This is a genomic window from Pseudomonas sp. GM_Psu_1 (assembly GCF_026544185.1).
Classification (GTDB): Bacteria; Pseudomonadota; Gammaproteobacteria; order Pseudomonadales; family Pseudomonadaceae; genus Chryseomonas; species Chryseomonas oryzihabitans.
This window is the reverse complement of the sequence record NZ_JALNUX010000015.1, coordinates 97,799-110,594: the sequence shown is the minus strand read 5'-3', so window position 1 is coordinate 110,594 and position 12,796 is coordinate 97,799. Positions and strand designations below refer to the sequence as shown.

Here is a 12,796-nt window from a genome sequence, read left to right as displayed (position 1 = left end):
AGAGGAAGCCAAGGAATACCTCGCCAGCGACGCACCCCTGACCGTGGGAAGAGCATCGCGGCCATGGCGGCCGCTGCTTTGGAGGCTATTCGATCGCGGCCATGGGCCGCTCCTACAAAAGTCCAGGCTTGTAGGAGCGGCCGCCTCGGCGGACCGCCATGGCCGCGAGCAGACCTTCAGGCTTACGCCTGCCCGGGCGGCTGCTTGTCCACGGTCAGGGGTGCGTCGCTGGCGAGGTATTCCTTGGCTTCCTCTTCGCTGGCCACCGAGGGGGGCGAGCCGCGCAGGGGTTTGCCGGCGGTTTCGCGCACGGTGAGCATGGTCAGGATGCCGATCAGGGCCGCCGCCATCAGGTAGTAGGCCGGCACCAGGGGGTCGCCGGTCTTTTCCACCAGCCAGGCAGTGACCAGCGGGGTGGTGCCCCCGAACAGCGACACCGAGATGTTGAAGGCGATGGACAGGGCGCTGTAGCGGATCGGGGTGTAGAACAGCGCCGGCAGGGTGGACGGCATGGTGCTGGTAAAGCAGGCCAGGGCCACGCCCAGCAGCATCAGGCCGAGGAAGATCAGCCAGTCGTGGCCGCTGCCGATCAGCTTGAGGCAGGGAATCGCCAGGACCAGGATCGCCAGACAGGCGCCGATGATCATCGGCTTGCGGCCCAGGCGGTCGCTGAAGAAGCCGCCGAGAATGTTGAGCGGCATCATCACCACCATGACGATGAGGATCAGCAGCAGCCCCTTGGTCTCGGCGTAGCCCATGGTCACGGCCAGGTAGCTGGGCATGTAGGTCAGCAGCATGTAGTCGGTGACGTTGAACACCAGCACCAGGCCGATGCACTTGAGCAGGGCGACGCGATGCAGGGTGAACAGCTCGCGCAGGCTGTGCGCCGGACCGTCCGCCGCCTTGCCTTCGTTGGCTTCGGTGTGGGCCTTGAACGCCGGGGTCTCTTCCAGCTTGAGGCGCATATAGAGGCCGAGCAGGCCGAGCGGGCCGGCGATGAAGAAGGGAACCCGCCAACCCCAGTCGAGCAGCTGTTCCTGGGTCAGGGCCGCGGTGAGCGCCGTGACCGTTCCCGCGCCGGCGATATAGCCGGCCAGGGTGCCGAATTCCAGCCAGCTGCCCATGCGTCCTCGGGTCTTGTCGGTGGCGTATTCGGCGATGAAGGTCGCCGCGCCGCCGTATTCGCCCCCGGTGGAGAAGCCCTGTACCACGCGCGCCAGCAACAGCAGGGCCGGTGCCCAGATGCCGATGCTTTCGTAGCTGGGAATCAGGCCGATGCTGAAGGTGCCCAGGGCCATCATGATCATGGTCAGGGCCAGCACCTTCTGGCGACCGTACTTGTCGCCCAGGGGGCCAAAGACCATGCCGCCGATCGGGCGGACCAGGAAGGCCACGGTAAAGGTGGCGAAGGTGGCGATCAGCTGGGCGGCGGCATCGCCATCGGGAAAGAAGACCTTGCCCAGGGTCACGGCCAGGTAGCCGTAGACGCCGAAGTCGAACCATTCCATGGCGTTGCCGAGGGCGGCGGCGCCGACGGCACGCTTGACCAGAGAATTGTCGACGATGGTGAGGTCGTCCGGTTTTACCTCATGGCGGCGCTTGAACCAGCCAACGTGATGATGGTGTTTCGACATGTGTTTTCCTCCTTGCGTGGGGCCATAGACCCGAGCGGACCGCTAGAAGTGCGATGACAGAGGGGCAGAAACTTCCCCGCCGCCTCCAGGGAGCGACCCGGGAATGCCTGCGCGGCCCTGGGAGATTCCAGGCCCGGGCGTCCGCTCCGCCCTTGCGGCCTCCGCGTTTCCCGGCTTGCCCTCGGCAGTCTGTGGCGGCCGTTCGATGGCAGAGGGGCGCGCGGCTAACGGCCAGGCTGGGGCAGGGTCCAAGCCTTGGGGTACTCTGGGTCATCCCCTCGTGGAGCCGTGCGATGAAATCGCCTGCCGTGCTGTGTGCGCTCGTCCTTTCCGGCGTTTCCCTATGGAACGCCGCGCCCGCCTGGGCCGATAACAACTATCGCCTCGGCGGCGGCTACGTGACCCCGCCACCGGGGGCCCAGCCGCCGCCGATCGCTCCCGCCGGCAACGCCGGGCGCTGGCAGGGCGGTGGCCAGGGTGACTGGAATGGGGGGCCGCCCGGGCGTGGCGACGGTCCTGGGCGCGGCAATGGTCCGGCGCTGGAGCGCTGGGAGCGCAACGACCCCCCGCCACCGCGGCCGGGCTATCAGCCGGCCTGGCAGGATCGCCCCGTTCCCTTGCCGCGCCCGGGATATATGATGCCGGCGCCCGATCAACCGGGGCGGAACTACCCGCCGCCGCCGCCACCGCGTCCGGAGCGGGATCCTCAGTGGGCCGGTCCGCGTCCGGGCTGGGGCACCAATCCCCAGTGGCGTCCGGGCTTCGAGGTGCCGGGCGTGCCGGCTGGCTTCACCCGCGTCTGGTACCGCGACAGCCAGTACTACTATGCCGATGGCTACTGGTATCGCCCCCAGGGGCCGCGCTATGTGGTGACCCTGCCACCGACCGGGGTACGGGTCAGTGTCCTGCCGGCCTTCGCCGAGACCCTGTGGATGGGCGGCACTACCTATTACTTCGCCGCGGGCAGCTATTACCGCACCGATCCGGGCGGCGGCTTCGTCACCGTCGCCGATCCCACCGTGGCGGCCGTGCCGGCCACGACGGCAGCGCCTGCCGGAACGGACTACGACGCCTATGACGTCACCGCCTATCCCCTGCGGGGGCAGTCGCCGCAGCGCTACGCCACGGATCGCTACGACTGCCGGCGCTACGCCGCCGGGGAGTCGGGCTTCGATCCCGAACGACCCGGCGCGGTCGGCGATCCCTACCTCACCCCGCGCTTCCGCCAGGCGCTGGCGGCCTGCCTGGCGGGGCGTGGCTATCGCGTGGAGTAGCGATCAGTCGTTGGTCAGCTGCACCAGGGTGAACAGCCCGCAGGGCGGCACGCTGCTGCGACGGGCGCGGCGCAGGTCTTCGCGGGAGAGGATGGAGTCCATGGCGAAGTCCGGATGCCAGCCGAGCTTGCGCGAGGCCGGTGCCAAGGCCTTTTCCGCCAGCAGCCGCAGGCCGCTCTCGGCCTGGAAGTGATTGACCAGCAAGAGGTGACCTCCCGGCTTCACCACCCGGCGCATCTCCTGCATCAGCTTGCGCGGATTGGGCACCACGGAGGCCACGAACATGGCTACGGCGATATCGAAGGAGCCGGTGGGCAGGCCGGTTTCCTCGGCATTGGCTTCGAGCAGGGCATCCACCGTGGTGATGTCGTCGCGAATGACCCGCTCCCGGGCCTTGGCCAGCATGTCGGGCGAGAGATCGATCCCGGTGACGCGCTTGTCGGCGCCATAGTGGGGCAGGGCCAGCCCCGTCCCGACGCCCACTTCCAGCACCCGGGTACCCGCCAGGGCGTTGACCGCCGCCACCGCACGCTTGCGACCGGGGGCGGAAACGCCGCCGAACACCCGATCATAGACATTGGCCCAGCGCCGGTAGGCGGAAATGATGGCGGCATTGTCCAGCGCGGAGTGCGGTGCGGACGTGTCGGCGGTATTCAGCGAATAATCGATTTTCTTCGAGTCGTGCATAGCGGCCTTGTCATTGTCGGTAGATGAAAGCAGAGGCGTTACGGCGCCAACTCGGCGCGGCGTGCGAGGGTGAAAAGTTGCGGCCTGTCGATGGAAGCAGGCGCTTCGCTATTTCGTTGTGCGGATTGGAAGTGGCTCTTTCGCTTTTGTATCCAGGGGCTGCAAGCCAGGCGTGACGGCTGCTCCAGATAGGATCTTTACTGTTTTAGAACAATCGCACGGTGTTTGGCTAGTTGTGTCGGGGGTTATCTGGCTTGAATGAGAAGTTGGTAGTTCTAATTGTTTTTGATTGTTCGTTCTTTCAATTTAAATATCAGTTTATTGTTTGTTCGTTCAATCAAATCAGTTGTGGGCTGAAAGTGAGGCCGTTTTACGCTTCTGTGGCGTAGTAGTAAGACCTTGGTGATGGGATAGGGTCAGGTAAGGACGAGAGAAGCAAATCGCAGAGGATATTGCAGGCGTGGAAGAATCAAGCGTGTGGGGCAAAGAGGGCGGATGGCGTTCGTACGGATTGTCCGTGCTGCATCCCCACACCGACTCATCCATGTCCTTGAGTCTCAGCAGGTCTCAAGATCGGGCTTGTCGGCGTGCAGGTTTCTCTCCAACAAGAATCCTTGCGATTCGAACGCCATTACCTATCGTTAGGCTATGGGCACGAAAGGCTAGGTCCTTATTCCTACGGCTTTTTGTGTTGGCTTGGCTGCCGGTCGCCGAGCTTTGCGCAAGCTGAGAATCTGGTGTGTGGTAGTGGTCCAATCGAGCGTGAGGCCCAGCATGCTGCTAGGCAAAGCGTTTGCCTAAAGCGCAGCAACGTGGCCTGGCAGTTTGAGTATGGGTGTCAGGCATAACACCCGCACGTCAGACCTGGCGTACCTTCTTCAATCAGATTCCCGATCTCTGAGGTAGCGATGCGAGCACGAGGCTTTACCCTGATCGAACTGATGGTCGTCGTGGCGATTGTTGGCATCCTGGCAGCCATTGCCTATCCGACTTATCAGACCTCTGTGCTGCGCTCCAACCGCAGCGAGGGGCAGGCACTGCTCAACGAGGCGGCGGCACGGATGGAGCGCTTCTATGCGCAGAACAATGCCTATCCGGCGAAGGTAAAAGACCTAAACATTGTCAATACAAAGACCGACCCCGGCAGTGACAGAGTGTTCTCCAGCAGCGGGTACTACGAACTGACGATTTTAACCAGCGCTGCTGGTAGTGCTGGCTATAGCAGTGATGGTCCCTATGTGCTGACCGCACTGCCCAAGGGCAGTCAGGAAAAAGATTCCTGTGGCAATCTGATACTTAACGCTCAAGGCGTCAAAAAGGTATCGAGGGGTGATCCCACTGACTGCTGGCGCTAATCCTCCCGTCCCTGTACCAGGCCGGCATCCCTGTCCTGTTCCACGCGATAGCCGCCGAAGCCCAGGGTGACCCGCTGGGTGGCGTCGGCCTTGCCGGCGTCGCGGGCTTCGTGTTCGACCACCAGGCGGTTGAGGCGGTTGAGCAGGTGCATGGATTCGTCGTAGGCGGTGCGATAGAGGCTGAGCGTGGAATCCTCGGTCAGGTTGTGGCCGTAGACCACGTGAAAGGTGAAGTCCGGCGCGGCGCGGTCCTGCAGGTAGAGGCGCTCGAAGCCGGCCAGCAGGTCGCCGGTGAAATGGGCCAGCAGCCGCCCTGCGCCTTCCTGGCTCTCGGTGCCGCGCAGCAGCGAGCGGGGGGTGAGCACCACCCGGTCTTCCTCGTCGAGGCGGGCGTAACCCTTGCGCAGCCATTCATCCAGCACGGTGCGGGCGCGCACGTCGCTGCCGACGCTGGCGACCAGGGCGTCGAAGCTCTGTTCGCCGCCACGGCGCTGAGTGCGGGGGAGGGGGCGCAGATTGCCCTCGGCATCGAGCAGATCCAGTCGTGAGGTCCAGGCGCTGAGCACCTGCCATTCCAGGCTGGGCGTGCAGGGCGTACGTTCCGGGCTGGCCTCGCGCAGGGCTCGGACCTCGCGGCGCGGCAGGCCGGTCAGCACCGAGATGCGGCTGTCGGAATTGGGCTTGTCGCGCAGCGGTTCGAAATCCTGGGCGACCTCGAAGTAGGTCTGGCGCAGCAGGCGATCGAAGGTCTGGTAGGTCACGCCGGAGGCGATGGCGATACGCACCAGCCGACCGATCAGGCTACGCAGGAGCAAGGGTACCTTGGTGGAAAGCATGGGGGACTCGACACGGCAGACGCCTGCCCATCTTCGCGGCGCCTTAAGCGCCCGTCAAACCGGCCGGTCACAAAGTGTCGCGGACGCCACTCAGGCTGTCGTCCGCGGGGCAGGGCCGTGGCTAGCCAGGAGTGCCCGATTCGGTCGCACCGGCCACGTCCGGATCGTCCGGAAACTCCTCGGGTTCCATGTCCGCATAGGGCAGCTCTTCGGGCGGCGGGGTGTTGCTGGGGTTGTCGTAGGTCTTCTGGTCGGCGTCGCTCATGGTGGCTCTCCGGGGTGGGTGTGGAGATATCGAACCCCTCTGGGCGGGGCCGTTCCCGAGCGGCTGTCGACAGCGACCTCGTGTCGGTCAGATGGCCAAAGGGCGAACTTCGTTAGCGCGATAGCGGTCCAACGCCTGACTGTCTCATCCGAACGACGGCGCCCAAGGAGTCCCGTGATGACCACGCCCACCGCTGTCCATCCGCTGCCGTTCCAACCCGCCTTCGAACAGGTGCCGGATGATGAAGCCGAAACCGTTCGCGAGATGGTCGCGGCCATGAGAGACATCACCGAGACCACCTACGCCAATGGCGGTCATGCCATTCGCAGCGTGCACGCCAAGAGTCACGGTCTGCTCACCGGCCAGGTGCGGGTGCTGGAGGGCCTGCCGCCGGCCTATGCCCAGGGCGCCTTCGCCGTGCCGGGCAACTATGCCGCGGTGCTGAGATTTTCGACCAATCCGGGCGACATCCTGGCCGACAGCGTCTCCACCCCGCGGGGGCTGGCGCTCAAGCTGATCGACGTGCCGGGCGAGCGCCTGCCCGGCAGCGAAGGCCAGGTGACCCAGGATTTCGTCATGCAGAACGCCCCGGCCTTTACCGCGCCGGATCCCAAGACCTTTCTCAAGACGCTCAAGCTGCTGGCCAAGACCACCGACCGCGGTGAGGGCCTGAAGAAGGTGGCGTCAGCGGTGCTGCGCGGCACCGAGAAGGTGGTGGAAGCCTTTGGCGGCGAAAGTCCGACGCTGAAGAGCCTGGGTGGCCACCCGGAGACCCATCCGCTCGGCGAAACCTTCTACACCATGGTGCCCTTTCTCTACGGCCCCTATTTCGCCAAGCTCAGCGTGGTTCCGGTGGCGCCCGAGCTGACCGCTCTGACCGACGCGCCGGTCGAGGTCAACGGCAAGCCCGACGGCCTGCGCGAGGCGGTCAATGCCCATTTCGCCCGGCACGGCGGCGTCTGGGAGATCCGCGTGCAGCTGGGCGTCGATATCGAGCGGACACCTATCGAGGACGCCTCGGTGGTCTGGCCGGAAGACCTCAGTCCCTATGTGACCGTGGCGCGCCTGGAGGTGCAGCCGCAGCCGGCCTGGAACGAGGCGCGCTCGCGCGAAGTGGACGATGGCATGGTGTTCAGCCCCTGGCATGGTCTGGCTGCGCACCGCCCGCTGGGCGGCATCATGAGATCGCGGCAACCGGCCTACGAGATGTCGTCGCAGTTTCGCAGCGAGCGCAACGGCTGCCCGTTGCACCATCCGCGCGGACCGGTGGAGCTGTAACGCGGCTCAGTTGAGCGTGGCGAGCTCGGCGTCGTCGAGTTCGCGAGCGCGTACCGCCGCTGGGCGGGACACCAGCCCGGCGACATAGCGCTCGAAGTGGGGGCGCTTCTCGATGGTGCCGAAGGCCATGCCCCAGGCGAGATGGGCACCGACATAGACGTCGGCGGCGGTGAAGCGGTCGTCCACCAGGTATTCACCGGGGGCCAGGGCGGCGTCGAGGGTGTCGAGCACCTCGGCCAGACTGCCATAGCCCACCGCGCCGCGCTTTTGCGGGTCTTCGGGCAGGACGACGCCCAGCGCCTGGTTGGTGGTGGCCGCCTCCAGCGGACCGGCAGCGAAGAACAGCCAGCGGTAGTAGGCACCGCGCGCCGGATCGCTCAGCGGTGGGGCGAGCCCCGCAGCGGGAAAGGCGTCGGCGAGATAGGCGCAGATGGCGGCGGTCTCGGTCACCACGGCGGCGCCATGGCGCAGCGCCGGCACCTTGCCCATGGGGTTGATGGCGCGATAGGCCGGGGATTTCATCGCCGGCCCGTAGTCGACCCGTTGCACCTCGTAGGGTTGTCCGAGCTCCTCCAGCAGCCAGCGCACGATGCGTCCGCGCGACATGGGGTGGGTATAGAGCACAGGCCGGTCGAACATGGTGAAGCTTCCTTGAGTTGTCGTACCCCTTAGCATAGGTAGGCCCTCATCCAGCGTCCATTCGCAGGAGAGCCGGTACCCTTCTGCTAAACTGGTAAACCTTTACCAGCCGTTTCACAGGACTCCCGTGCCCTCATCCTTCGATTCCCTGCCGCTGGCCGAGGCCATGCAGGCCAATCTGGCCGAACTCGGCTACCTGAGCATGACGCCCATCCAGGCGGCCAGCCTGCCCATCATTCTCAAGGGCCAGGACCTCATCGCCCAGGCCAAGACCGGTTCGGGCAAGACGGCCGCCTTTGGCATCGGCTTGCTGACGGGACTCAATCCGCGCTATTTCGGCTGTCAGGCGCTGGTGCTCTGTCCGACCCGCGAACTGGCGGACCAGGTGGCCCGCGAACTGCGTCGCCTGGCGCGCACCACGCCCAACATGAAGATCCTGACCCTCTGTGGCGGCATGCCGCTGGGGCCGCAGATCGCTTCCCTGGAGCATGGCGCCCAGGTGATCGTCGGCACCCCGGGGCGGGTGCAGGAGCACCTGCGCAAGGGCACCCTGGTGCTGGACGGCCTCAACGTCGCGGTGCTCGACGAAGCCGATCGCATGCTCGACATGGGCTTCATCGACGCCATCGCCGACATCCTCAGCCAGACGCCGGCACGGCGGCAGACGCTGCTGTTCTCGGCGACCTATCCGGAAGGCATCGAGCGTCTGGCCCAGGACTACCTGCGCGCGCCGCTGCGCATCAGCGTCGAGAGTCAGCACAGCGAGACGCAGATCCGCCAGCGCTTCTACGAGATCGCCGCCCAGGATCGTCTGGCCGCCGTGGTGCGCCTGCTCCGGCATCATCGCCCGGCCAGCGCCGTGGCCTTCTGCCAGACCCGCCAGCAGTGCCAGGAGGTGGTCGAGGCGCTGCATGCCCAGCGCATCTCCGCAGCCGCCCTGCATGGCGATCTGGAGCAGCGCGAGCGCGACCAGGTGCTGGCGATGTTCGCCAACCGCAGTCTCTGCGTGCTGGTGGCCACCGACGTGGCGGCCCGCGGCATCGACGTCGCCGGCCTGGAGGCCGTGATCAACGTGGAGCTGTCCCGCGATCCGGCGGTGCACGTGCACCGCATCGGTCGCAGCGGTCGGGCGGGTGAGCAAGGCCTGGCGCTGTCCTTGGTGGCGCCGGCCGAAGCCAGTCGCGCCCAGGCCATCGAGGTGCAGCAGGGCTCGCCGCTGGACTGGCAGCCTCTTGGCGCCCTACGCGACACCCCGGAGCCGCTGGTACCGGCCATGCACACCCTGGCCCTGGCGGCCGGCAAGAAGGACAAGCTGCGCCCCGGCGACATCCTCGGCGCCCTGACCGGCGACGCCGGCCTGCCCGGCGCCAAGATCGGCAAGATCACCCTGTTCGACAACCAGGCCTATGTCGCCGTGGAGCGCGATATTGCCCGCCAGGCGTTGCAGCGGTTGAGCGAGGGCAAGATCAAGGGGCGGTCGATCAAGGTGCGGATGCTGTAGGGCAGATTTGACTACGGGCATTGTGGCTCTGACGACCCGCGCCTGACGGTATTGGCTTTATCGCGGCCATGGGCCGCTCCTACAGGTATCAAACCGATCTGTAGGAGCAGTCGCTACGGCGCACTGGCCTGGCCGCGATCAGCGATAGGCCTGTCTCAGGTGTGTGGTAGCGCCGTAGCGTGGAAAACGGCGCAGCCTTTTCCACTGGGGCTTTGCCGCGAGGCGCGCCCTCACCCCAACCCTCTCCCAGGGGGAGAGGGGGCTATCCAAGCAGCGCCGTAGCGTGGAAAACGGCGCAGCCTTTTCCACCGGGACTTCGTCGCGAGGCGCGCCCTCACCCCAACCCTCTCCCAGGGGGAGAGGGGGCTATCCAAGCAGCGCCGTAGCGTGGAAAACGGCGCAGCCTTTTCCACTGGGGCTTCGTCGCGAGGGGCGCCCTCACCCCAGCCCTCTCCCAGGGGGAGAGGGGTCTATCCAAGCAGCGCCGTAGCGTGGAAAACGGCGCAGCCTTTTCCACTGGGGCTTCGTCGCGAGGGGCGCCCTCACCCCGACCCTCTCCCATGGGGAGAGGGGGTTGTCCGAATGCCTAGGTGTACCTCGGGCTGTTGGGCTTCGACGATGGAGTCGTCCCGACCCCACCTGCCTCAGTCCTCGATCCCCATCCGCCGTCTGGCGCGATGCGAGGAGCCGTTGCGCACGGCCCAGCGCAGCACCGGGGCGGTGGAGCCTATTCCCGTGCGAATCAGCTGCCGTTGCAGCGCACTCTGGTGGAAACCCAGCTCCGCACTGGCCCAGTCGGGCAAGAGGTCGATGCCGGCCTGCATCATCAGGGCGCCGAAGGGCTTGGCCAGGGCGCTGGGCGCGGGCGCCTGCAGCAATACCCGGCAGACCTCGCGGCTGCGTTCGTCGCACACCAGCTGCGGGCGGATCGCCTGGTAGTAGGCGGCTATCTCCGCTCGGGAGCGGGGCACGTCGGTCGCGCCCAAGCGTTCGGCGACCAGGGCGATTTCGGCGTAGTAGCGATCCTGTTCGGCCCCCGGCAGCCGGGGATCGAAATAGCGCAGATAGGCCGCCAGGAAGTGACTGACCTCGGCCACATGGACCCAGGTCAGCAGCGCCGGGTCTTCGGCGCTGTAGGGGCGGCCGTCGGCGGCCTGGCCCCGGATATGCCGGTGGATGGCCCTGACCCGGGCGATCAGTCGCTCGGCATCGCCGCAGCTGCCAAAGGTGGTGGCGGCGATGAACTGACCGGTGCGTCTCAGGCGGCCGAGCATGTCTTCGCGAAATTTCGAATGGTCCCAGACCCCGGCCAGAGCCAGCGGGTGCAGGGTCTGCATCAGCAGGGCGGCGATGCCACCGATCAGCATGCAGGTGAAGTCGCTGTGCACCCGCCAGGGCAGGCTGCCAGGCCCGAACAACCCAGGGTCACCCGGTGGTTGCTCGTAGTCGACCTCGCCCAGGGCCAGTCCGGTAAGGCTCATCACCTGCTGCTCGATACGGCTGCGGATCCGCTCCATGGACTAGCGCGGCAGCAGATAGAGCGCCGCGTACTGCAGCAGCATGATGGTCTTGCCATCCAGCAGCCGGCCGTCGCGGGCCATGGCCAGGGCCTCGTCGAAGGGCAGTTCCAGCAGCTCGATGTCCTCGCCTTCCTCGTGCAGTCCGCCACCGTCGGCGATGCGCTGGTCGGCGCGGTATTCACCGGCGAAGAAGTGCAGCAGCTCGGTCACCGAACCGGGACTCATGAAGGCGTCGAACAGGTGCTGGACATTGTCCAGGCGGTAGCCGGTCTCTTCCTCGACCTCGGCCTTGATGCGCGCTTCGGGGGCGGCCGCGTCGAGCAGGCCAGCGGGGGTCTCCACCAGCAGGCCGTCGTCCAGACCGTTGCCCAGGGTCGGCAGGCGGAACTGGCGGATCAGCAGCACGGTGCGCCGCTCGCGGTCGTACAGCAGGATGGTGGCGCCGTTGCCGCGGTCGTAGGTCTCGCGGGTCTGGCGTTGCCAGCTGCCGTCGCGGCGCAGGTAGTCGAAGGTGGTCTTCTTCAGCAGGCCCCAGTCCTGGGAAAGGGTCTCGACCTGCTGGATGCGAATGCGGGAGGTGTCGGGCATGGGGGCTCGTCTGGACAGGAGGCGTCGGGCCACGGTAGCAGAAGCGCTGCCTTTCTGAGGCATGCCCCGTGACCCCGGGTTCCACCCTGTCGTGAGGACGGCAGACCGCCGACGTCTAGAACCAGCGGTCGTTCTTCTTGCGACCCCGCGTCATGGACGGCAGGATCAGGCCGGCCAGCAGGCCGGCGCCGGCGATGCTGCCGCCGTAGACCATGTACTGCATCAGCGCCTGCTTGTTCTCGTTGCCGAGCTTGGCCTGGGTGCTGCGCAGTTCGGACTGGGCCTGGGTGAGCTGGGCGTCGAGGTCCTTGCGGCGGCTCTCCAGTTCGTCGATCTGCTTCTTGCGCGAATCCAGGGTCTCCTGCATGCCCTGGACGCGATTCTTCCAGCTGTCGTCGATGGTCTTGAGCTGGCCGCTCAATTCGGCCACCTGCTGTTCCAGCTGCGGCAGGCGCTCGGCCTGGCCGGGCTTGGCCTGCAGATCGGCATTGGGAATCCAGACGGTGCTGCCGCCTTCACCGCGCACCTGGCTGTAGTCGCCCTGGGTGCTGATCAGCTCGACCTTCTGCCCGGACTTGAGGGTGCCGACGATGCGATAGCCATCGGTGGGACCACTGCGGACATAGGTGGTCAGGCTGTCGCTGACCCAGCGGGCAGTGCCTTCCTGGGCCACGGCGGTGCCGGCCAGGGAAGCGAGGGAGGCAGCCAGGCAGAGGCCGAGATGCGGTAGGCGGGAGAGCAGGCGAGTTGGGGACATGGGCATGATCGGGTCTGTATGCATGAGCTGAAAAGATGAAGGCCGTGATGAGCAAGCCGGATTATTGTGGGGCAGTACCCTAGCAAGCCGCCGCGATCTATCCGCCAACCCGTAGCGCCCTCTGTTCGAGACGGTGAAGCAGTTCAAGCTTTGGCGGCGGAAAGCGACGGCCAGTGTCATCTTGCCGCCATGGGGTAGGCGGTAAAAGCGGCAAAGCCGTTCAGGATCTTGCAGCGGCGGTTCAGAGCCGATGGAGCAGATCCAGACTCAGGGCCGCGAGCGCGCCCAGGCCGGCGCAGCCAAAGGCCAGCGCCTTGCCCCACCAGCGTTTCCAGGCGATCGCGCCGGCCACCATGCCCACCCCGCAAAGCAACAGGCCGGACTTGAGATAGAAGTCGGACCAGGCGAGCAGCTGATCGATGAAGTCGAAGAGGTCTTGGAATTCCTGCGGCATGGGGCCTC

At 66.2% G+C, this 12,796-nt stretch carries 13 protein-coding genes; 4 read left to right on the top strand and 9 right to left on the bottom strand.

Annotation, left to right across the window (positions count from 1 at the left end):
- Positions 1-182 precede the first annotated feature (182 nt).
- On the bottom strand, positions 183-1,634 hold the full coding sequence (gene proP, locus OXS31_RS20710) for a glycine betaine/L-proline transporter ProP (RefSeq protein ID WP_267401677.1): 1,452 nt from the start codon (positions 1,632-1,634) through the stop codon (positions 183-185).
- Between the two features lie 293 nt (positions 1,635-1,927).
- Here proP and OXS31_RS20705 point away from each other — a divergent pair, with 293 nt between their 5' ends.
- Positions 1,928-2,908 carry a DUF6515 family protein gene (locus OXS31_RS20705; RefSeq protein WP_267401675.1) on the top strand — a complete coding sequence of 327 codons (981 nt, stop codon included), beginning with the start codon at positions 1,928-1,930 and terminating at the stop codon, positions 2,906-2,908.
- Between the two features lie 3 nt (positions 2,909-2,911).
- Here the strand turns inward: OXS31_RS20705 and OXS31_RS20700 are convergent, their stop codons facing one another.
- Positions 2,912-3,595, bottom strand: a complete 684-nt coding sequence (locus OXS31_RS20700; protein WP_042137518.1) for a class I SAM-dependent methyltransferase — start codon at positions 3,593-3,595, stop codon at positions 2,912-2,914.
- A gap of 908 nt (positions 3,596-4,503) precedes the next feature.
- Here OXS31_RS20700 and OXS31_RS20695 point away from each other — a divergent pair.
- Complete coding sequence (locus OXS31_RS20695; protein ID WP_267401671.1) at positions 4,504-4,950, top strand: type IV pilin protein; 447 nt, start codon at positions 4,504-4,506, stop codon at positions 4,948-4,950.
- On the opposite strand, the gene OXS31_RS20690 is transcribed toward OXS31_RS20695, so the two are convergent.
- Positions 4,947-5,786 (bottom strand): DUF6502 family protein, encoded by an 840-nt coding sequence (locus tag OXS31_RS20690; RefSeq protein ID WP_007161030.1) that lies wholly within the window; start codon positions 5,784-5,786, stop codon positions 4,947-4,949. The genes OXS31_RS20695 and OXS31_RS20690 overlap by 4 nt on opposite strands.
- Before the next feature lie 121 nt (positions 5,787-5,907).
- A complete protein-coding gene (locus OXS31_RS20685) occupies positions 5,908-6,051 on the bottom strand; it encodes a hypothetical protein (protein WP_007161029.1) in 144 nt (47 codons plus the stop codon).
- A gap of 177 nt (positions 6,052-6,228) precedes the next feature.
- Here OXS31_RS20685 and OXS31_RS20680 point away from each other — a divergent pair, with 177 nt between their 5' ends.
- On the top strand, positions 6,229-7,329 hold the full coding sequence (locus OXS31_RS20680; protein ID WP_267401664.1) for a catalase family protein: 1,101 nt from the start codon (positions 6,229-6,231) through the stop codon (positions 7,327-7,329).
- 6 nt (positions 7,330-7,335) lie between these two features.
- On the opposite strand, the gene OXS31_RS20675 is transcribed toward OXS31_RS20680, so the two are convergent.
- Positions 7,336-7,968, bottom strand: coding sequence for a glutathione S-transferase family protein (locus tag OXS31_RS20675; protein ID WP_027600998.1), 633 nt, complete (start codon positions 7,966-7,968; stop codon positions 7,336-7,338).
- A 127-nt stretch (positions 7,969-8,095) separates the two neighbouring features.
- Between OXS31_RS20675 and dbpA the strand changes: the two genes are divergently transcribed.
- On the top strand, positions 8,096-9,469 hold the full coding sequence (gene dbpA / locus OXS31_RS20670) for an ATP-dependent RNA helicase DbpA (RefSeq protein ID WP_007161026.1): 1,374 nt from the start codon (positions 8,096-8,098) through the stop codon (positions 9,467-9,469).
- A 644-nt stretch (positions 9,470-10,113) separates the two neighbouring features.
- On the opposite strand, the gene OXS31_RS20665 is transcribed toward dbpA, so the two are convergent.
- The 4 genes from OXS31_RS20665 to OXS31_RS20650 all read right to left on the bottom strand — a co-directional run bounded on the left by OXS31_RS20665 (position 10,114) and on the right by OXS31_RS20650 (position 12,788).
- Positions 10,114-10,986, bottom strand: a complete 873-nt coding sequence (locus tag OXS31_RS20665) for an oxygenase MpaB family protein (protein ID WP_267401661.1) — start codon at positions 10,984-10,986, stop codon at positions 10,114-10,116.
- Between the two features lie 3 nt (positions 10,987-10,989).
- The gene (locus OXS31_RS20660) at positions 10,990-11,577 is read right to left on the bottom strand and encodes an NUDIX domain-containing protein (RefSeq protein ID WP_007161024.1); all 588 of its coding nucleotides are present in this window, start codon (positions 11,575-11,577) and stop codon (positions 10,990-10,992) included.
- Between the two features lie 115 nt (positions 11,578-11,692).
- On the bottom strand, positions 11,693-12,340 hold the full coding sequence (locus tag OXS31_RS20655; RefSeq protein WP_027599991.1) for a TIGR04211 family SH3 domain-containing protein: 648 nt from the start codon (positions 12,338-12,340) through the stop codon (positions 11,693-11,695).
- Between the two features lie 235 nt (positions 12,341-12,575).
- Positions 12,576-12,788, bottom strand: a complete 213-nt coding sequence (locus OXS31_RS20650; RefSeq protein WP_007161022.1) for a hypothetical protein — start codon at positions 12,786-12,788, stop codon at positions 12,576-12,578.
- Positions 12,789-12,796: the final 8 nt, after the last annotated feature.